The sequence below is a fragment of the Streptomyces sp. NBC_01390 genome (genome assembly GCF_045040105.1).
Taxonomy (GTDB): domain Bacteria; phylum Actinomycetota; class Actinomycetes; order Streptomycetales; family Streptomycetaceae; genus Streptomyces.
Genome location: NZ_CP109551.1, coordinates 6,011,704 through 6,032,386, shown reverse-complemented (window position 1 = coordinate 6,032,386; position 20,683 = coordinate 6,011,704). Strand labels below are relative to the sequence as shown.

Here is a 20,683-nt window from a genome sequence, read left to right as displayed (position 1 = left end):
CGCGTGCGACCCGAGGACGGGAGCCTGATCCCCGCCGCGGCGGAGGTCGACCATGCGTGGATCCGCCGCCACCTGGGATGGCGGCTCACCGGGCACGAGGAGATCGGCGTCCGGTCGATCTCCCACTCGGACGGCATGATGGGCAGCGTCCACCAGGTCCGCTGCGGGGACCGCTCGTTCGTCCTGAAGGGGCCGCCCGACGACCGCAGCGCGTGGGGGAACTTGCTCACCGACATCGGCCGGCGCGAGGTGGAGCTCTACCGGTACCTGGCGGCGCGGGGACCGGCCGCCCCGAAGGTGTCGCCGGACTGCCACTGGTTGGCGCTGGGGCCGGACGGACTCGGCGCGCTCGCCCTGGAGGACGTCGGCCCGCCCGCAGGCTTCGCCCGCACCATGGCCGCCGGGCTGAGCCGGAGCGCTGCGGCCGCCGCCGTACGCTGCCTGGCGCTGTTCCACGCCGCTTCGGCGCGGCGCGGGGCGGATCCGCTCGCGCCCCCGTACCCGTGGCTCTACTCGGCCCGGTCGGAGGCGCTCGTCGCGGCGGTACGGATGGGGCTCGACGAACTGCCGCGACTGGCGGTCGGCTTCGGCCCAACCGCGCCGTCCGCCGACACGCTGCGGGCGCTCCGGGAACTGGACGTGGCGCGGGCGCTCGCCGGCTCCCACACCACAGCCGGGATCGCCTCCCTGTGTCACGGCGACTGCTGGGCCGCGAACGTGCTCTTCACCCCGGCGGGCGCTCCGCCGGAGCGGCAGCGGGCCCTACTGATCGACTGGCAGTTCGCGATGTGGGGCAGTCCGCTGACCGATGTGGCCCTGTTCCTGCTGTCGTCGCTGGCCCCGGAGGCGCGACGGGCGTGGCAGGACGACCTGCTGGGGATCTACCGCACGACGCTCACCGAGCACTGCGGTCTGGCGTACCCGGCCGAGGAGTGCCGCGCGGACTACGACCGGGCGCTGCCGTTCGCGGGCCTGGTGGCCCTCGCGACCCTCGAGGACTACCTGAACGGCATGAGCCCGGCCGAGCAACAGAGCTTCGCCGGGCGGGTGCGGGACTTCGCCGACGCGGGTCTGCGCCGGTCGTCCGGGGACGTCTACGACAGGGTGCCGCGCGCGGTCTGAGAGGCCGTCGCCGCGCCGCCGCGCGGTTCGCGCAGCAGCACCGGCAGGCCCTGGCCGTCCAGGTCGAGCAGGGCGGTTGCCGCCTCCGCCGGGGTGCCGGTGAACACCTCCAGGTCGCGGCGCACCTTCACGGCGATCGCCATGGCGGCGGCGCGCTCGAAGGTGAGGCCGGGAAGACCGCCCTGCAGGCCCTTGATCACGTCGTCCAGGTACTGGCAGCCGTCGTCGTGCAGGATCACCCCGAAGCCCTCGTCGCCGGTGACACCGCCGGCCACGGGCGGGACGTCGGGCGACGCCAGGACCTCGGCGGCCATGCGGTGCATGGCGGGGTCGGTGTCCGCGTACGGGGCGGAGACGGGGGCGGGGCCCTGCGCGAACATCTTGATCTGGGAGTCGGCCTCCCAGACGTCCTCGGCCGCGTGCATGAGGTTGGCGAGGTCGCTGTCGCCGTACCGCTGACGGACCAGGGCCTTGACGGTCAGCGCGACGCCGAGGGCGCCGGGACCCGTCATCTGCCAGGCGACGACCGGGCTGCGGGTGAGGTACGCGCAGTTCACCGCGAACTGCACCGGGTTGCGGTGGCGTCCGTCCTCGTGGTCGAGCGCCGCCACGTCGGAGACCGTCAGCCGGCGCTCCACGCGGCCCTCCGGCCGGAGCCCGAACCGGGCGAACATCTCCAGGACCTCGGCCTCGATCCCGCGCTCGACGGCATCGGGCTTGAGCATGACGAACGTCGTCTGCGTCTCGTGCTCGGTCATCGGTCGTTCCCCTCCACACGCACGGCGCGCAGCGCGGCCGTCTCCTGCTCGGTCACCCGGACCAGCGATGCCCGCAGCTCGTGCCGGTTGGTGAGCTCCTGCCAGGTCCGTCCGGCGTCGGGCGCCCTGCGCACCGCCACGGGAACGGGGAGGAGGGCCTTGATCCGCAGTGCCACGCGCACCGCCCAGTCGGCCCGCAGCTCCGGCAGCTCCTCGCGGACGATCGCCGCGAAGTCGTCCACCGAGTGCTTCGTGTCGTCCCAGATCACGATGCCGAAATACTGGTCGTACGGGGCCGCGTCCAGCTCGGCCGGGACCACCCCGGCCTCGCCCGCCGCCCGCCGGGCGGGCAGCGCGCGCAGCTCCTCGGTGACCAGCGCGCCCAGGGTGTCGCGGTCGAGCAGGCAGCGGGACGCGACCTCGTCCTCGGTGAGTTCCCGGGCTTCCTCCTCCGGGCCTGCCGGTTCGTCGTGGAGCACGGCGATCTGGCGCGAGTACTCCTCGTCGTCGGCCGGCGTGTGCATGAGGCTGAACAGCTCGGAGGCGTCGACGTTCTGCCGGAACGTGGTCTTCAGCGAGACCCCCGCCCGAATCGCGTCGGGCCCCTCGATCATCAGTGTCCGCACCGGACCGGAGGTGAGGTACTGGGCGTTGAACTCGTGCTTCACCGGAGCGGCCCGACGGGAGGACAGCGTGCCCAGGCGGAACACATCCTGCCGAGTCAGCCGCCGGGTACCGAGGTCCTCGACCCGGTACCCGAAGGCGCGCCAGTAGTCGGAGATGGCACCGGTCAGCCCCGCCGCCTCGGCATCGGGCTTCACGACGACGAAGGAATCGACTCCGCTCGCCGGGGGGCGGACGGTGGGGTCGGCCATGCTGGAGGCGCCTTTCCTCGTGGTTCGGTTCCGCGGGGTGGTTTGTCCTGCCCGTCGGGCGGGTCGCGCCGTCAGGACGGTACGGGCGTCGGGTAGTCGCCGGTCAGGCACGCGGTGCACAGGCCGGAAGGATCCTGCGGGTCGATCGCCCGGAGCATCGCGTCGCTCTCCAGATAGGCGAGCGAGTCCGCGCCGAGGTACTCCCGGATCTGGTCCACCTCCAGCTCCGCGGCGATCAGCTGCGAGCGGTCGGTGGTGGCCATCCCGTAGAAGCAGGGCCAGCGGTACGGCGGGGAAAGGACCCGCAGGTGGATCTCGGCGACGTCCGCCTGCCGCAGCATGCGCATCGTCTCGCGCAGCGTGGTGGCGCGGACGATGGAGTCCTCGATGACGACGACGCGCTTACCGGCGACGTTGTCCCGGATCGGGTTGAGCTTGATCCGGACCGCGTTGCGGCGCAGTTCCTGCGTGGGCGCGATGAACGTCCGGCCGATGTAGCGGTTCTTGATGAACCCGTCCACGTACGGGATGCCGGACTCGTGGGCGTAGCCCTGGGCGCCCGGAATGCTCGACTCCGGAATCGGCACGACGATATCGGCGTCGGCCGGCGCCTGGCGGGCCAGCTCTTCGCCCATCCGCTGCCGCACCCGGTGCACGTTCTGGCCGCGCAGGTAGCCGTCCGGGCGGGCGAAGTACACGTACTCGAAGGAGCACAGCCGCGGTTCGGGCGTCTCGGGCCAGGACGGCCGCAGGGAGCGCACTCCGTCGGCGTCGATGACGACCATCTCGCCCGGCTCGACCTCGCGCACCACCTCGGCGCCGACCACGTCGAGCGCGGGCGTCTCGGAGGCGAGCACCCAGCCGCCGTCGCCTTCGAGCTTCCCCAGGAAGAGCGGGCGGAAGCCGCGCGGGTCGCGGACGCCGACGAGGCAGTCGTCGGCGAGCAGGACCAGGGAGAACGCGCCTTTGAGGCGCGGCAGGACACGGGCGAAGGCCGAGACAAGGGCGTGGTCGTCGGCGGTCCGGTCGCCCTCCAGCTCGCGTACCAGCAGGGCCGCGGCCACATCGCTGTCGCTGCCGAACTCGTCGGCTCCGAGCCCGAGTTCACGTGCCAGGTCCTCGGTGTTGACGAGGTTCCCGTTGTGCGCGAGCGCGAAGTGCAGCTCCGCGGCGTTGCCGTACACCGGCTGGGCGTTGGCCCAGCTGCTGGAGCCGGTTGTGGCGTAGCGGGTGTGTCCGATGCCGGCGCGTCCCTGCAGCGCCTGCAGCCGGTGGTCGTCGAAGATCGTCGGTACCAGGCCCATGCCCTTGTCGACCCAGATCTTCAAGCCGTCACTGACGGCTATGCCCGCGGACTCCTGCCCTCTGTGCTGAAGCGCGAAGAGTCCGAGATAGATCGTGTGGGACACCGGACTTCCTGGGGCCCACAGCCCAAAGACTCCACATGCTTCCTTCGGCTTGTCGTCGTCGAGCACCATGGGGCTGAGTGTATGGGCGACGCCGATCCGCACGGGAGTGCCGACGAGGTGGCCGGGCGCGCCCCGGCAGGCCGTTGACCACAACCTTGCCCGTCGGCTGTCCCGCCGGCGGGACAGCCGCGGCGCCGGTCGTATGCTCGGGCCGAGGCGGTCGGCAGATCAGCTGCTAGCGTGCCCACTCTTCTTCCGGAGAGACTCAACTCCCTTGTGCAGCAACACCGGTGACTTGGAGTCAGATACTCCGGAAGGCCGGTCCCAAGCAGCTCGGAGGGTCATGTCGGAGATCGTCGAGGTCGCGGTCGTCGGTGCCGGAATGTTCGGCTCCGCTGCCGCGAGGCATCTGAGCAGGTCCGGCGCCCGTGTTCTCGTGATCGGCCCGGCGGAGCCCGAGGACAGCGCGAGCGCGAGCCGCCATGCCTTCGGCGCCCACTTCGACGAGGCGCGGATCACCCGGCGCCTCGGCTGGGACGAGGTCTGGGGAACCCTGGACTCCCGCTCCCAGGAGCGGTTCCGGGAGATCGAGACCGCGTCCGGCATCAACTTCTTCCACGAGTGCGGCTCCCTCGTCCTGATGGCCCGGTCGATCGGCCACCGGACGGACGGGATCCTGCGGCAGTGCGCCGCCGAGGGCATCGCGGTGGAGCGCCGCTCCGAGGACGAACTGTGCGCCGAGTTCCCGGACCTGGGCCAACTGCCCATGGTGGGCGGCGTGGAGGGGCTCCTGGAACGGGAGCAGGCCGGCTATCTCAACCCGCGCCGCCTGGTCCGCGCCCAGCTGGAGTTGGCCCGGCGGTCCGGAGCGGGGCTGCTGCGGACCGCGGTCACCTCGATCCGTAAGGACGCCGCCGCCGGACTGTGGCGGCTGCGCGCCGAGGGCGCGGACGGCACCAGGGAGATCGCCGCCGAACGCGTCCTGATCGCCACCGGCGCCTTCTCGAACCACAACGGCGCTCTGCCCGGCGGTCTACAGCTCGCCCTGCGCGCCTTCACCGAGCCCAATCTGCTCTTCGAGGTCGCCGCCGACCGGCTCGACAGCCTGCGCCGGCTGCCGACGGTGGTCACCGTCGACCCCGAGGACACCGGCGACGACAACATGTCGCTCTACCTGCTGCCGCCCATCCGGTACCCCGACGGCCGCTGGTACATGCGGATCGGACCGGGCATGCAGCCCATCGTCCGCGAACTGTGCTCCGTCGACGCCATGGTCGCCTGGTACCGCGACCAGCAGATCACCCCCGCCCAGGAGGCGTTCCTGACGACCATGGCGGACCTGCTCGTCCCCGGCCTGAAGGCCGAGTCGGTGCGCTCCGCCGCCTGCATCATCGAGAAGACCCCGTCCAAGTACCCGTATATCGGGCACCCCGACGAGGACGGGACGCTCACCGTCGCCATCGGCGGCAACGGCCACGGCGCCCGCGGATCGGACGAGATCGGCCGGCTGGCCGCCGGCGAGGTGCTGGGTCTGCCCTGGGACTGTCCGGTCCCGCAGAGCGTGTTCACCCCCCTCGCCGCGTCGCACCACCCCCAGGCCGACGGAAGCCGGCCGGACTTCCTCAAGCCCCCGTTCGGCCTGTGCTGAACCCCTCCTGAGCGGGCGCGTCCGGAGTCTCCCCCAGTGCCCGTCCGACGTCGGCCGCCACCCCGCTCGCCGCGTCGAACGGGAAGAAGTGGCCGCCCGGGTACACCCGGCGCGTGAACGCCCGGGCGAAGTGGGGCCGCCGGCCCGCCACGAGTCCCGGCGGCGCCAGCGGGTCCGCGAGCCCGCTCAGCACGGACACCGGCATGTCGAGCGGGTGCGGCGGACGGAACGCCCACGTCTCGGCGAGCAGCAGGTCGGTCCGGACCACCGGCAGCAGCATGCGGGCGAGTTCCGGATGGGCGAGCACCTCGGCGGGCGCGCAGCCCAGGTCCGCGAGCGCGCCCCGGAGAGGAACAGCCGGGCGGGCGACGGAAGTCTGCGGCGTACCAGCTCGTGCGTGAACTGGAAGGCGAGCAGCCCGCCGATACTGTGACCGAACACCGCGAACGGCCCCTCCCGCGGCACCGGTGCGAGTTCGTCGATGAGCAGGTCGACCAGGGTGGCCACGGAGATGTACAAAGGCTCCCGCAGCCGCTGGCCGTGCCCCGGGTACTCGACCGGCACGACCCGGACCGCCGGCCCGAACAGGCCCGTCCAGCGTGCGTAGACGGCGGCGGAGCCGCCCGCGTGGGGCAGGCAGTTTCACCCGCAGGGCTCCTATCCGGGGACAGTACGGTCATCTTGTAAGCTCCCCCAGCCGCACACCGGCGGCACGGCGAAGGAATGGGGTACGCGCGACCCGCGTGCCCTCGCCGATGTTGGGGGAGTTCATGCAGATCATGGCGCGCGCGCATCTCGTCATCAAAACCCTCGCGGCGTCGCCGGAGGGGCTGACGCCGCGCCAGCTGGGTGAGCGCGTCGAGTTGCCGCCGACCACCCTGCACCGGCTGCTCGGCGAGCTCCAGCACCAGGGGTTCGTCAGCCGGCAGATGGGCGGGGCGCGCTGCTACCTGGGGCCGGCGGCACTGGACGTGGGCCTGGGTGCCCTGCGCCCGGCGGTCCTCGCATCCACCGGAGCCGTCCGTGCGGTGACCGAACTCGCGGACCGGTTCGGCGAACGGACCATACTCGTCGAGATGCGGGCTTCCCGAGCGGTCCTGGCCTTCGGCACCGGCCCGGAGCACTGGTCCGGACCGTACGCGGGAGCGAAGGGGATCGTGCCCTTCCGCACGGCCGCCGCGGCTCGGGTCCTGCTGCTCGATATGGAGGACGTCGAGGTGGGGCGGCTGCTCGCGGACCAGGACCCGGGACCGGACGGAACGGTGGCTTTCGACAGCGTCCAGGATCTGGTCCAGCAGCTGAAGGTGGTGCGCCGCCGAGGCTTCGAGATCGCCCACGAGGAGTGGGGCCCGGAGTCCTGGGAGATCGCGGCGCCCGTGCGCAACGGCGCCGGACGGGTGATCGCCGGCCTGGCCGTGCTCACCCAGCGTTCCCGGCTCCCGTGCCGCCGGGCGAACCGCATCAAGGCCGAGGCGATCCTCACCGCCCACGCGATCGCCGTCGAGCTCGGATACGGAGGCCCGCCGCCGCGGTCGGCCACGGTCCCGGCGCGCGAGGCCGAGCAGCCGCCGAAGACGTCCCGCACGCTCCGGCCCGGACCGTCCGTGCCGGGCCGCCAGAGCGCCCACCCGTCGTAGCCGGGAATGTGTCCACCGTCGTGGCCGGGACGGCACCTATCCGTCGTAGCCGAGTCCGGCAGAGATCTCCCGGGCGCTGCTCCGGACCAGCTCCAGCAGCTCCGCGCGCCGCTCGGCCGTGGCCGCGTGCTGGGCACGCGCCGCGATCGTCAGACCCGCGCAGACCCGGCCGGTGGAGGTGCGCAGCGGGACGGCCACGGCCCAGACCCCCGGCTGGAGTTCGCCGGGGGACTCGTCATACCCGAGCGTCCTGGTCCGCCCCAGCCGTTCCACGACCTCGTCCACCGTGCACGGCGTGGTCGCCGTGAACCGGGTCAGCGGCCGATGCTGTAGCAAATCCCGTACCTTGGCGGCCGACCGGAACGCCAGCAGGATCCGGGCCGACGCAGAGGCGTGCAGCGGCATCTGCTGGCCGGCCTGGGCGAACAGGTTCAGGTCCTCGTGCCGGTCCGGAACCGCGACCGCCGTGCAGATCACCCGGTCGTCGAACAGCTCCGAGAGCAGCACCCGTTCACCGCTGCGCCGGGCCAGTTCGATGGCCTCCGCTGGAGGCGGGGAGAGCGGGCGACGGGCGACCTCATTCGCGAGCGGCTGGGCCGCCGGGCCCAGGAAGTAGCGTTGATTCCGCTGCGACCGGCTCACCAGGCCCTCCGTCTGCAGCGCCTGGAGAATGCGATGCATACTGCTGACCGGAATGTCCGCCTCACGTGCTAACTGGCTCAGCGTGGCGCCGGATTCCTTCTGCGCCAGCTCGTGCAGCACGCGCAGTGCGCGGCTCACCACCTTCATGCGTGCGGAGCTCTCCTGGTCGGTGGGGCGACAAGGGTGTGTCCGGCGGGTCAGGTCCGGGCAACTAGGCGACAGTATGCCGTTCGTCCGGCTGTTCTGCCAGGAGTTGCACCGCGCAGCGGTCCAGGGTGCCGACGATCCAGTCGTTGAGGCTGCACCCCGCCTCCTCCGCGGCCTCCCGCCAGCGGGCCACCAGGGAGACCTCGACGCTCACACGGGGCAGCAGCACGGTCTCCGCGACGCCGTTCCCGGCCCCCAGCGCCGTCTGCCGCTCCGCCCGCACCGCGGCCCGGAGCTGATTGCGCGACCACGCCCGGCTCCGCGCGTGGTCGAGCCACCGGTCCTGCGTCTCGGGCGGCAGCGCGGCGACCTCGGCGTGGTGCTGGAAGCTCAGGTCCTCGCGCCGCCGGTCGAGGTCGAAACGCCGCGCCACCCAGGCGTAGTTGCGCAGGGTCTGGTAGTCGAGACCGGCCGCCTCGACGGCACGCTGGTAGCGGTCGGCGTACATGTTCTGGCCGTAGATCAGCCAGTCGCCCAGGCACCAGGCCGTCGAGTCGGCGATACCGGCGAGCCGTCGGCCGGCCTGTTCCCACCGGCTGAAAGGCAGGGCCTGGGAAAGGCGCATTCCGACGCGAGTGACGAGAACTCCGCCGGCCGGACCGGGTGCAACCGGTTTCCGCGCGGTCGCCATTGCACGCGACGACCCGATGAGGGACGGCCTGACCGGTCCAGCCACTTGCTCACAACCTTTCTACGTCCACAGCGAGTTCATCCGGAGTTTCGCTGCTGCGGCTGGATCATGGCGCACGGGCTGGGGCGGAGCAATGACCGGCCGGGCACTGTTCCGTACGGCGGATTCATTCCGGCATCCGCATACCGCCGCACGGAAAGTTCCGGCTGCGATGACCGAGTGCCGCGCTCGGCGACCTATCGTGACCTCGGTTGTCGAGGAGTGGGTTCACCTGCTGCCGCCTGCAGCGATCTGAACCGGAGGCCTGACGTCCGCGCCTGCCTCGTCCTCTTTTTCGCGGCGGGATGGCCGTGCGTGGCTTCCGCTGTGCCTGTCACCGACGCGGAAGGGAGAAGGCGACAGCGCCTCGCTTTTTTTGATGATGCTAACCGGGGGCGGGCCGTGATTCTGGACCATGTGTACGACATTGTCACCGATGACATCTTTTTACGGCTGGACGAGATGGTCCCGGGCGGCGAGGTGTTCCTCAAACTGGAAGGCCTCAATCCGGCCGGATCCATCAAGCTGAAGACCGCCGTCGGGATGGTGGAGGACGCCGAACGATCCGGACTCCTGGCCGCAGGCGGCCGCATCATCGAGTCGTCCTCGGGAAGCCTCGGCGTGGCACTCGCCCTGGTCTGCGTGGGGAAGGGACTCTCCTTCACCTGCGTCACCGACCCCAACGCCTCGCGACACAGTGTGCGCCTCATGCGGGCACTCGGGGTCGACGTCGTCGAGGTGGACCGGCGGGACGCCAACGGCGGATACCTCGGCACCCGCATCGACTACATCCGGCAGCGGCTGCACCACGATCCAGGTCTCGTCTGGCTGAACCAGTACGCGAATCCGGCGAATGTGCGAACGCACGCGATGCGCACCGCCTCCGCCATCCTCCGGGAGATCGGCCGGGTGGACTACCTCTTCGTCGGGGCCGGCACCACCGGAACCATGATGGGCTGCGCCATGCATTTCCGCCGCCATTCCCCACAGACCAGGATAATCGCGGTCGACTCGCAGGGATCGGTCACCTTCGGGCATTCCCCCGGACCCCGTTACATTCCGGGGCTCGGCACCAGCAGGGTTCCCGAGATTTGTCGGCCCGACGCGGTGGACGAGATCGTCATGGTCGCCGAGGAAGAAGCGGTCAGAACTTGCCGGGAACTCGCCAGAAGGCGCGGACTGATGGTCGGTGGATCGACCGGATCCGTGATGTCCGCCCTCTCCCGGATGGCTCCGGACATTCCTGAGGGGTCCCGGATCGTGGCGATTTCGCCGGACCTCGGCGACCGCTACGTACAGACGATTTACAACGACAGTTGGGTGTCCTCGACGTTCGGGTCCGACGCGGACCTCACCGAGGCATTCATGGCAATTTCCGGGGAGACGGGTCACTGATGTTCCCATTCCATGTCATCAGCGGTGCGGCAGCCCGCCGCATCATCTCCGCGTCCCGCGCGGAGATCATCGAACAGGCCCGCCGCACCTATTTGCAGCACCACGACGGCGAGACCATCAACCCCAACAGCCACTTCCTGCGCTTCCCGCAGCGGCCGAACGCGCGCATCATCGCGCTGCCCGCCTACCTCGGCGGCGAGCACGAGGTCGCTGGGATCAAGTGGATCGGCAGCTTCCCCGACAACGTCGCCCGCAACGTGCCGCGCGCGTCGGCCGTGCTGCTCCTCAACGACATGGCGACCGGCTACCCGTTCGCCTGCCTGGAGGCCTCGCAGATCAGCGCCGCCCGCACGGCCGCCTCGGCGGCCGTCGCCGCCACGGCCCTGCAGGGCGCGCCGAGCGCCGCCCGGGTCGCCGTGATCGGCGCTGGGGTGATCTCCCGGAACATCGTCGACTTCCTGTTCGCGGCCGGATGGGAGGTCGGCGAGTACCGGGTCTTCGACCGGATCGCCGAGTACGGCGACCGGCTGGCCGGGCACATCGGCACGCTGGGCGCCAAGGCCACCGTCTCGCCGTCCCTGGAGGCCTGCGTCGAGGGCGCCGAGCTCGTCGTCTTCGCCACCACCGCCGCCGAGCCGTACGTGACCTCACCGGGCTTCTTCACCGCAGGGCAGAACGTCCTGAACATCTCCCTGCGCGACCTCGGCCCCGAGATCGTCGCGGAGTCCCACAACCTCGTCGACGACGTCGAGCACTGCCTCACCGCCAACACTTCCCCGCACCTGGCCGAGCAGAAGTACGGGCACCGCCGCTTCATCGACGGCACCCTCGCCGAACTGCTCCGGGGCGACGTGACGCTCACCCCGGACAAGCCGCGGATCTTCTCCCCGTTCGGACTCGGCGTGCTCGACCTCGCCGTCGGCATGCACGTGTACCAGGAGGCCCTCCGCAGCGAGGAGGCCGTCGAGATCCCCGGCTTCTTCGGCGAGACCGAGCGCTGGCAGCAGGAGAACCAGAAGATATGACGTACGGAACCGCCGACGACCGGGCGCGGCGCGTCGCCGGCCTGGTCCGCATGCACGCCGCCCACTTCCCCTGGTACGCGAAGCTCCTCGCGGGCCGTGGCCTCTCGGACGCCAGTCCGCTGCACGAACTCCCCGTTATCGAAACGGAGTTGCTCGCGCAGCACTACTACACCGCACCGCACGAGCAGTTCCCGGACGCCGACGGCTACCTGACCTCCGGCACCGCCACTGGCCGCCGCAAGCGGATCCTGTACGGCCCCGGCGACGACGACGCGTACGCCGCCCAACGGGCCACGCTCTTCGCCGACTTCCTCGCCCCGTGCGTGCCGGGAGCCGTCGCGGTCGCCGACCTCGGCACCGGTCACGCGGCGGCGCTGGCCCGCCGGATCTTCCACTCCCTCGGGTTCGACGCGCGCGACATCGACTTCACCGCGCCCGTCGAGGAGCACGTCAAGGCGCTCAACGCCGCACAGCCCGACGTGCTGTTCACCATGCCGATGATCCTCGACAGCCTGCTCCGGGCCGACCAGGAACTCGACATCCGGCCCCGCAAGATCATGGTCGTCGGCGACGTGGCCCCCGCACCGTGGCGCCGCGGCATCGCCAAACGCCTCGGCATCGGCTTCGAGGACGTCCTGGACGTCTTCGGGAGCATCGAGATCGGCGCGATCGGCTACTTCTGCGCCGAGACCGGGCTCTACCACTTCCACGACCACATCCTGCCCGAGGTCCTGACCCCCGAGGGGCGGGAGCAGCCGCAGGACCCGGACGCCGGACGCTCCGGACTGCTGCTGCTCACTTCGTTCACCCGGCGTTACTTCCCGGCCCTGCGCTTCGCCACGAACGACGAGATCAGCGGCCTGCGCACGATCATCTGGCGGGGCCGCGAGGTGTTCGCCTTCGACCGGATCGACGGGCGCGCCGACGGCGAGACCAAACACGGCGAGCGGATCAGCAGCCACGACCTGTGCGCCGCCGTCACCGAGGAGTTCCCCGGCGTCCCGTTCGAGGTGGTCGACGACGGGCTGCTGGAGATCCGGATCGCTCTGCCCGAGCTGTCCGCCGAGCGCGCCGACGCCCTGCGGGACCGCCTGATGAAGGCCGCGCCCGACGTGGCCCAGATGGTCGCGTCGGGCCTCGTCCAGCCGGTCGGCGTGCGCGCCGTACGGCCCGAGGAGCTGACGCCCACCCGCGCCAAGCGGCTCTACCACCTCCAGGGGACCTGACCATGTGCGGAATCGCCGGCATCACGGGCCCCGGCGCGGCCGGGAGCGCCGACTTCGTCGCCGACGCCTGTGCCCGGATGGCCCACCGCGGCCCGGACGAGACGGGCCTGTACACCGGTGACGGTGCCGCGTTCGGCATGTGCCGGCTCCGGGTGGTGGGGATCCACGACGACGGACAGCCGGTGTTCAACGCCGACCGGTCGGTCGTCTGCGTCTTCAACGGCGAGATCTACAACCACGCCGAGCTGCGCCGCCGCCTGGAGAGGCTGGGCCACCCCGTGGGCGGCGCGAGCGACGCCCACGTCATCCCCGCGCTCTACGAGGCCCTGGGGCCCGACTTCGTCGGCGATCTGCACGGCATGTTCGCGATCGCGCTCTACGACACCCGCGCCCGCCGCCTGCTGCTGATCACCGACCGCGCGGGCAAGAAGCCGCTGTTCCACAGCCGCCGGCCCGACGGCAGCGTGGTCTTCGCCTCCGAACTGACGGCCCTGACCGCCTGCCCGGACCTCGACACGGAGGTCGACCCGGTCGCGGTCGACCTGTACCTGAGCCACCGGGTCGTCCCCGCCCCGCACACCATCCACCGGCATGTCCGCAAGGTCCCCCCGGCGACCGTGCTCTCCTTTGAGGACGGCCGGCCTGCCGAGGAACGGCGCTACTGGCGCTACGACTTCACGCCGGCCGAGACGCCCCCGTGGGAGGAGGCCGCGGACCGCGTCGACACGTTGCTGCGCACCGCGGTCGCGGACCGGCTGGGCGCCGAGGTCCCGCTCGGCGCGATGCTCAGCGGCGGCCTCGACTCCAGCCTGGTCGTCGCCCTCGCCGCCCGGCAGACCCGCACCCCGCTGCACACCTTTTCCGTCGGCTTCGAGCAGCAGGCCTTCGACGAGTCCGCGCACGCCAGGACCGTCGCCGAGTACTGCGGCACCGAGCACCACAGCTACCGCATCGGCGTCCAGGACGCGCTCGACGCCGTCGACCGGATCATCCGGCACACCGGCGAGCCGTACGCCTTCCCTTCGGCGATCGCCGCGTACTACATGTACAAACTGGCCCGGGAACACGTCACCGTGACCCTCACCGGCGACGGCTCGGACGAGATCTTCTGCGGCTACGGCCGCTACCGGGTCTTCGCCGGACTGCCCTCCGTCGCGCCGGCCGACGCCCACCGCGTCGACGCCGACCTGGTCGCCGGCGGCGCCACGGACATCGCCGACCGCTACCGCGCCGTGCTCGTCGACGGCCTGCGCGACGGGCTCAAGGGACAGCTGTACACCCCCGAGTTCCGTGACCGCGTGGCGGCCGCCGGCGGCACGGCGAACCCGCTGCGCGCCCGGTTCGCGGACACCTCCGGGAGCGCCCACGAACTCGACCGGGCGATGCAGGTGGACTGCGGCTTCTGGCTGCCCGACGCCCAGCTCGTGAAGATCGACCGGATGGCGATGGCCCACTCCGTGGAGCCGCGCAGTCCGTTCCTGGACCACCGCCTCGTCGAGTACGTGACCTCGCTCAGCCCCTCGCTGAAGCTGGTCGGCGGCGACGAGAAGGCGATCCTCAAGCACGTGGCGCGGCGCTACCTGCCCGCCGGGATCGTCGGCCGACGCAAGCAGGAACTCGCGGTGCCGCTGGAGGAGTGGCTGGGCCGGCACATGCGCCCGCTCATCGAGACCACCCTTCTCTCGGACGCGTGCCTGACCCGCGGCTACTTCCGACCCGACGCGCTGCGGCGCTTCGTGACCGAGTTCCGCCCGGAGCACAGCTACGCGCTGTGGACCCTGTTCATGCTCGAACGCTGGCACACCCTGCGGCCGGCCACGAGCGACACCGACGTACTGACCGCGGCAGGTGCAGGTCTTTCATGAGCGAGATCAACCCGACGGACCCCGTCGCCGCGCGGCTCAGCCGCGTCGCGGGCGGCGTCTCGATCGACCGGCTCAAGGCGCTGGCCGCACAGCGGCGCGCGGCCACCACCGGGCCGGCGGAGCCGGCGCGCCCGGCACCCGGCGCCGGGCCGGCCCAGGACGGCCCGCACCCGGCGTCGTACGCCCAGCGCCGGCTGTGGCTGCTCGACCAGATGGACCCGGGCTCGCTCACGTACAACATGCCGGTCGCCTACGAGATCGACGGCGCGCTCGACACCGAGGCGCTGCGCCGCTCCCTGGAGCACCTGCAGCACCGGCACGAGCCGCTGCGCTCGCACTTCACCGTGCGCGACGGCGAGGCGTACGTGGCCGTCACCGCCCCCGCGCGGCTCGACCTGCCGCTGCGCGACCTGACCGGCGTGGCCCCGGAGCGGCGCGAGGAGGCCGCCCGCACGGCGCTGGCCGACGCCGCCCGCGAGCCCTTCGACCTCGGCCGCGGTCCGCTCTTCCGCGTTCTGCTGCTGCGGCTCGCGGAGCACCGGCACGTCCTCCTGACCTCGATGCACCACAGTGTGTCCGACGGCTGGTCGATGGCCGTCCTGGAACGTGAACTGGGCACCGTCTACGCCGCGTTCGCCGCCGGACGCGAGCCGGAACTGCCCCCGCTGCCGTGCCGGTACGCCGACCACGCGACGGGCCAGCGCGAGGTCGGCCGCAGCGCCGCCCTGCGCCGCCGCGCCGACGCCTGGTGCGACCGGCTCGCCCCGCTGCCCGAACCGCTGGAGCTGCCGCTCGACCGGCCGCGCCCCGAGCGCCTGTCAGGCAACGGCGGCGTCGTGGAACTCTCCGTCCCGCGTGAACTGCGCGACGCCCTCCAGCGATACGCGAGCGGCCGCGGCGCCAGCCTGGCCATGATCATGGCCAGCCTCCTCCAGTATGTGCTGGCCCGGCAGTCCGGCCGACGCCGGGTCGTCGTAGGCATACCCGTGGCCGGACGCGAGGACCCGGCCGTCGCGCCCCTCATCGGTTTCTTCGTCAACGTGCTGCCGCTCGCCACCCGGATCGAGACCGGCATGCGCCTCGGCGAGCTGGTCGACCAGGTGCGCAACGAGGCACTCCACGCCTACGCGCATCAGGACGTCCCCTTCGATCTCTTGACCGAGGCGCTCCAGGTGCCGCGCACCCTCAGCCGGCCGCCCGTGTTCCAGGTGCTCTTCGCCATGCAGAACACCCCCAAGCAGTCCGCCACGGAGTCCGGAACGCTGCCCCTGCGAAGGCGTGAGGTGCCGATCGGAGCCAGCAAGTTCGAGCTGTCCTTCGAGTTCGGCGAGGACGGGGATGGGCTCTGGGGCAGCGTCGAGTACAGCACCGACCTGTTCGACCACGCGACCGTCGAACGGCTCACCGCGCGCTACCTGACCTTGCTCCACGAGGCCGTGACCGCGCCCGACAGCCCCCTCGACACCCTCTCCCCGCTGTCCCGCGCCGCCCTGGCCCGGGAACTCGGCCGCACCGCACCACCCGCTGGCCTGGCCGTCGGGCCGGACGCCGCCGGATCCCGCGCCCTCCTCGTCGAACTCGCGGGCCCGTGGGACCCCGCCGCCTGGCAGCGGGCCCTGCACGCGGTGGGCGCCGCCCGCCCCGAACTGCGCACCCGGGCGCACCGCATCGCCTGTCTGAACGAGACCGTGCTCTATACCTGGACCGAGGCGGCGCGCGCCGAACCGGCCGCCCCCGCGCTCGCCGACCTGCCCGTTCACCCTACGGACCCCGCCCACCTGGTCACCGAGGCCGCGAGCGAGGACGGCGCGTACGCCCTGAAGACCGCCCTCGGCCGCTCGGTGGACGGCACCGCCGTCCACGCGCTGCTCACCGGAGGCACGGCGATCTGGGACGAGGAGACCGCGCTGGCCATCGGGCACGAACTCAAGGACCGGTACCGGAAGTTCAGCGGTCAGGTGGCCGTGCCCGCCCCGGCGGCCGACCCGCACGTCCTCTCCCCGGAGCTGTGGTGTGCCGTGGAGGAACGCGCGGCCGCCTGCGGCACGGACGCCGACGTGCTCCTGCGGACCGCCCTGCACTACCTGAACGCCCTCTGCACCGGCGAACCCGCGCCGTACACCGGTGACGTGGCCGCGACGTTCGACGGCATCGCCTCCGGCGTCGTCCCGGCTGCCCCGCCGCTGCTCCGCCACGCCGCCGGAGGCGCCGTCGCCCCCGGCCTGCGGACCGCCGTCGCCGGACTGCCCGACGCCCCGCTGCTGACGGCCAGGCCGCTGACCGGCGGCGGCCTCCGCCTGGAACCGGCGGCCTCCGCACCGGACGAACCGGCCGACCACGCCCTGCACCGCCCGGCCGAGCGACTCGGGTTCCTGATGGAGCAGCTGTGCCTGGGCGGCGCGGAGACCTGGGAGCGGCTCGAACTCGTCCTGCCCGACGAGCGCGAACTGTGGACCACCGGCGTCAACGGCGACACCGTGACCGCCGCGCCCACCGCCTCGCTGTCCGGACTGTTCGCGGCGCAGGCCGCCCGCCGGCCGGACGCTGTGGCCGTCACCCACCAGGGCGAGTCCCTGACGTACGGCGCGCTCTCCGCACGGGTGGACGCGCTCGCCGCCGCGTTCCGCCCCGCGCTCGACGCGGCAGGCGGCCCCCGACGCGTCGCGATCTGCATGGAACGCGGCATCGACCTCGTCGTCGCCCTGCTCGCCGTCCTGCGGTCCGGCGCCGCGTACGTGCCGCTGGACCCGCTGTTCCCCGACGCCCGCATGGCGCTGATCATCGAAGACGCCGCGCCGGCCCTCATCCTCACCGCGGACGCCCTGCGCGAACGGTTCGCCACCGCCGCGGCACCCGTGCGCACCGTCGCCGAACTGGAGGGAACCAGACCGGAGTCCGGCCCGCACGCCCTGCCCTCGGTCTCCACCGAGGACACCGCGTACATCATCTACACCTCCGGTACCACCGGCACGCCCAAGGGTGTGGAGGTGACGCACGGGAACGTCGTCCGGCTCTTCGGCACCACCGAGGAGTGGTTCGGCTTCGGCCCCGACGACGTCTGGACGCTCTTCCACTCCTACGCCTTCGACTTCTCCGTCTGGGAGATCTGGGGCGCGCTGCTGCACGGCGGACGGCTCGTCGTCGTGCCGTCCATGGTGGCCCGCGACCCGGCGGCCTTCCTCGGCCTGCTGGCCGACGAGCGAGTGACCTTCCTCAACCAGACCCCGTCCGCCTTCACCCAGCTGGTCCGGGAGGAGGCCGCCCGCCCGGAGCCCGTAGAACTCGCCCTGCGCCACGTCGTGTTCGGCGGCGAGGCGCTGGACTTCGCCGCCCTGCGCCCCTGGACCGAGCGGCACGGCCTGGACGCCCCCCGGCTCGTGAACATGTACGGCATCACCGAGACCACGGTCCACGTCACCTACCACGAGGTGACCCGGGCCGACATCGAGGCGGGCCGCAGCGTCATCGGCCGTCCGCTGCCCGACCTGAAGATCTGGGTCGTCGACCCGGCCGGCCGGCTGCTGCCGCCCGGCGCCACCGGCGAACTCTGGGTCGGCGGCCTCGGCGTGGCCCGCGGCTACTTGCACAAGCCCGAGCTCACCGGGCAGCGTTTCGTGCCCGACACCCTGGATTCCGGGGCGGGTTCGGACAGCCGGGTCTACCGCTCCGGAGACCTCGCCCGGCTCCTGCCGGGGGGCGGCCTGGAGTACGCGGGCAGGCTCGACCACCAGGTCAAGATTCGTGGCTACCGGATGGAGCTCGGCGAGATCGAGACGGCTCTGTCCGCCTGCCCCGAGGTCGCCGAACGGATCGTCCTCGCCGTCGGCGAGACGAGCGAGACCCGCCGGCTCGTCGCCTGGATCGTGCCCGCACCGGGCGCGCCGCGCGACGCCGCACCCCTGCGCCAAGTCCTCGAGGAGCGGCTCCCGGCCTACATGCTGCCCGCGTGCTACGTCTTCGTGGACGCGATGCCGCTGACCTCCAACGGCAAGATCGACCACCGGCGCCTGCCGGCTCCGGAGGAAGCCACCGGCGGCGCCGCAGACAGGGAGCCGCGCACCGAGAGCGAGCGCCTGCTGACAGCCCTCTTCGCCGAGGTCCTCGCCGTCGGCGCTGTCTCTCCGGACGCCAACTTCTTCGAGCTGGGCGGCCATTCGATGCTCGCCGCCCGCCTCGTCGGCAGGATCCGGTCCGCTTTCGGCATCGACCTGCCGCTGGCCGAGCTGTTCGCCCACCAGACGCCCGCCGCCCTCGCCGCGCGCATCGACGCACGGCCCGGCGACACCGGCGGCCCGTCCGTCCTGGTCCGGGTGCGCGACTCCCGTACCGACGCGGACCGGACCTCACTCTTCGCCGTGCACCCCGGCGCGGGGGACGTGCTCTGCTACCAGCCGCTGTCCGCCGCCCTCGGGCCGGACCAGCCGTTCGTCGGCATCCGCTGCCCCGGACACGGCCCGGGCGAGCGACCGTTCAGCAGCCTCGCCGAGATGGCCGACCACTACGGTGCCGCGATCCTCCGGGCACAGCCCACCGGACCGTACCGGCTCCTCGGACACTCCCTCGGCGGCGTCATCGCCTGGGAGACGGCCCGCAGGCTCCAGGCGCGCGGCCACGAGATCGCCTCCCTGGTGCTGGTGGACACCTACCTGCCCCGGATCCTCGGCGAGATCCGCGTCAGCCCCGCGCTGGTGCTGCGGAGCCTCTTCGGCGGCCGGGCCCGGTTCACCGACGGCGAGTTGGCCGGCCTCACCGACGAACAGCAGGTCGACCTGGCGCTGCGGAGGCTGGCCGCCTCCGGGACCGCCGACGCGGGGTTCGGCGACGCCGACGTCCGCCTGCTGACGCGGCACCTGCGCGCCCTGCAGAGCAACCTCGAACTCTGCGCCGAGCACCCCATGGAGACCGGCGCCCCGTACCGCGGCCCGGTGCTCTACGCCGCCGCCGAGGACAACGCCTACGCGGACGACGTCCCCGCGCTCTGGGCGCCGTTCGTCGACGGACCTCTGCGCGTCACGCGCGTCGAGGGGGATCACGAGGGCATGCTCCGCGGCCACGGAGCGGAGCAACTGGCCGAGGCGCTGCGCCCGCTGCTCGCCGACGACGCACCCACCCCCACCCGATCGCCCAGCAAGGATGGCAGATGAGCAGCACACCCGACTTCCGCAGCTTCGGTCCCGGGGCCATGACCGGCACCCAGCCGGCCGAGCCGGTGCGCGCGTACCCGCTCGCCGACGCCGGCACGCCGCCGCTCGTCCTCGAAGCCGCCGTGCCCCGGCTCCCGGCCGGCCAGTGGGCCGCCGACAACCGGGCCCGCGTGGACAGCCTGCTGGCCGAGCACGGAGCGATCCTCTTCCGCGGGTTCGCGGTCGACCCCGACACCGGCTTCCAGTCGTTCGCCGCCGCCGTGGGCAGCGGTTCCCTGGAGTACACCCAGCGCTCCACCCGGCGCACCCTGGAGAAGAAGGGGATCTACACCTCCACCGAGTACCCCTCGACCCACTCCATCGCGCTGCACAGCGAGAACGCCTTCCAGTACGCGTGGCCGCAGCGCATCATGTTCCACTCGGTGACCGTCGCCGAGACCGGCGGGGCCACGCCCATCGCCGACAACGCCGCCGTCTTCGACGCGATCGACCCCGCCGTGCGCGAGGAGTTCGTCCGCCGCGGCATCACGTACGCGCGCAACTTCGGCGCCGGTCTCGAACTGACCTGGCAGGAGGCGTTCCAGACCGAGGACCGCGCCGAGGTGGAGGCTTACTGCGCGGACCACCGGCTGGCCTGCGAGTGGAAGGACGGCGACCGGCTGATGACTCGGGAGGTGCTGCCGGCCACTCTCCACCTGCCCACCGCGGACCGCCGCGTCTGGTTCAACCAGGTCCACCTCTTCCACGTCAGCAACCTGGAGCCCGCCATCCGCGCCGCGCTGCTGGAGGCGCTCCCCGAGGAGGACCTGCCGCGGCACGCGTACTTCGGCGACGGCGGCGTCATCCCCGACGCGTACCTGGACGACATCCGCGCCGCCTACGCGGCGCACACCGTCCGCTTCCCGTGGCGCCGCAACGACATCATGCTCGTCGACAACCTGCGAGTCTGCCACGGCCGCGAGCCCTTCACCGGGGACCGCAAGGTCCTCGTCTCCATGTCCGACCCGGCCGACCACGGCGCGTTCGCCGCCGGCCCCGACGCCGCGCACCAGTGAGGGAC

General features: G+C 72.2%; 15 protein-coding genes and 1 pseudogene. 9 read left to right on the top strand and 7 right to left on the bottom strand.

Annotation, left to right across the window (positions count from 1 at the left end; translation table 11 throughout):
- Positions 1–3 precede the first annotated feature (3 nt).
- Positions 4–1,122, top strand: coding sequence for a phosphotransferase (locus OG241_RS27225; RefSeq protein ID WP_405818763.1), 1,119 nt, complete (start codon positions 4–6; stop codon positions 1,120–1,122).
- On the opposite strand, the gene OG241_RS27220 is transcribed toward OG241_RS27225, so the two are convergent.
- The 3 genes from OG241_RS27220 to purF all read right to left on the bottom strand — a co-directional run bounded on the left by OG241_RS27220 (position 1,095) and on the right by purF (position 4,233).
- Entirely contained in the window at positions 1,095–1,880 is a 786-nt protein-coding gene (locus OG241_RS27220) for a nucleoside-diphosphate kinase (protein WP_405818762.1), read from the bottom strand. The genes OG241_RS27225 and OG241_RS27220 overlap by 28 nt on opposite strands.
- Complete coding sequence (locus tag OG241_RS27215) at positions 1,877–2,755, bottom strand: hypothetical protein (protein ID WP_405818760.1); 879 nt, start codon at positions 2,753–2,755, stop codon at positions 1,877–1,879. The genes OG241_RS27220 and OG241_RS27215 overlap by 4 nt, the downstream gene beginning before the upstream one ends.
- Positions 2,756–2,826: 71 nt before the next feature.
- Positions 2,827–4,233 carry an amidophosphoribosyltransferase gene (gene purF / locus OG241_RS27210; protein WP_405818759.1) on the bottom strand — a complete coding sequence of 469 codons (1,407 nt, stop codon included), beginning with the start codon at positions 4,231–4,233 and terminating at the stop codon, positions 2,827–2,829.
- Between the two features lie 274 nt (positions 4,234–4,507).
- On the opposite strand from purF, the gene OG241_RS27205 reads away from it, so the two are divergent.
- Positions 4,508–5,812, top strand: a complete 1,305-nt coding sequence (locus OG241_RS27205; RefSeq protein ID WP_405818757.1) for an NAD(P)/FAD-dependent oxidoreductase — start codon at positions 4,508–4,510, stop codon at positions 5,810–5,812.
- On the opposite strand, the gene OG241_RS27200 is transcribed toward OG241_RS27205, so the two are convergent.
- Both OG241_RS27200 and OG241_RS27195 read right to left on the bottom strand, forming a co-directional pair.
- Entirely contained in the window at positions 5,787–6,119 is a 333-nt protein-coding gene (locus tag OG241_RS27200; protein WP_405818755.1) for a thioesterase II family protein, read from the bottom strand. The genes OG241_RS27205 and OG241_RS27200 overlap by 26 nt on opposite strands.
- A 14-nt stretch (positions 6,120–6,133) precedes the next feature.
- A pseudogene (locus tag OG241_RS27195) lies at positions 6,134–6,448 on the bottom strand (thioesterase II family protein); the annotation flags it as partial.
- Positions 6,449–6,555: 107 nt separating this feature from the next.
- On the opposite strand from OG241_RS27195, the gene OG241_RS27190 reads away from it, so the two are divergent.
- On the top strand, positions 6,556–7,449 hold the full coding sequence (locus OG241_RS27190; RefSeq protein WP_405818753.1) for an IclR family transcriptional regulator: 894 nt from the start codon (positions 6,556–6,558) through the stop codon (positions 7,447–7,449).
- Positions 7,450–7,485: 36 nt separating this feature from the next.
- Here the strand turns inward: OG241_RS27190 and OG241_RS27185 are convergent, their stop codons facing one another.
- Together OG241_RS27185 and OG241_RS27180 are read right to left on the bottom strand one after the other, a co-directional pair.
- Positions 7,486–8,238, bottom strand: a complete 753-nt coding sequence (locus OG241_RS27185; RefSeq protein WP_405818751.1) for an IclR family transcriptional regulator — start codon at positions 8,236–8,238, stop codon at positions 7,486–7,488.
- A 64-nt stretch (positions 8,239–8,302) separates the two neighbouring features.
- Positions 8,303–8,863, bottom strand: coding sequence for an LmbU family transcriptional regulator (locus OG241_RS27180; RefSeq protein WP_405818749.1), 561 nt, complete (start codon positions 8,861–8,863; stop codon positions 8,303–8,305).
- A 174-nt stretch (positions 8,864–9,037) separates the two neighbouring features.
- Here OG241_RS27180 and sbnA point away from each other — a divergent pair, with 174 nt between their 5' ends.
- From sbnA to OG241_RS27150, 6 genes are read left to right on the top strand one after another with little or no spacing between them, the layout of a single operon-like run.
- Entirely contained in the window at positions 9,038–10,363 is a 1,326-nt protein-coding gene (gene sbnA / locus OG241_RS27175) for a 2,3-diaminopropionate biosynthesis protein SbnA (protein WP_405818747.1), read from the top strand.
- Entirely contained in the window at positions 10,363–11,388 is a 1,026-nt protein-coding gene (gene sbnB, locus OG241_RS27170; RefSeq protein WP_405818745.1) for a 2,3-diaminopropionate biosynthesis protein SbnB, read from the top strand. The genes sbnA and sbnB overlap by 1 nt, the downstream gene beginning before the upstream one ends.
- Positions 11,385–12,614, top strand: coding sequence for a hypothetical protein (locus tag OG241_RS27165; RefSeq protein ID WP_405818743.1), 1,230 nt, complete (start codon positions 11,385–11,387; stop codon positions 12,612–12,614). Before sbnB ends, OG241_RS27165 begins: the two co-directional genes overlap by 4 nt.
- A 2-nt stretch (positions 12,615–12,616) precedes the next feature.
- A complete protein-coding gene (gene asnB, locus OG241_RS27160) occupies positions 12,617–14,479 on the top strand; it encodes an asparagine synthase (glutamine-hydrolyzing) (RefSeq protein ID WP_405818741.1) in 1,863 nt (620 codons plus the stop codon).
- Positions 14,476–19,623 (top strand): amino acid adenylation domain-containing protein, encoded by a 5,148-nt coding sequence (locus OG241_RS27155; RefSeq protein ID WP_405818739.1) that lies wholly within the window; start codon positions 14,476–14,478, stop codon positions 19,621–19,623. Before asnB ends, OG241_RS27155 begins: the two co-directional genes overlap by 4 nt.
- A complete protein-coding gene (locus tag OG241_RS27150; RefSeq protein WP_405818738.1) occupies positions 19,620–20,678 on the top strand; it encodes a TauD/TfdA family dioxygenase in 1,059 nt (352 codons plus the stop codon). The genes OG241_RS27155 and OG241_RS27150 overlap by 4 nt, the downstream gene beginning before the upstream one ends.
- The last annotated feature ends 5 nt before the right edge of the window (positions 20,679–20,683 follow it).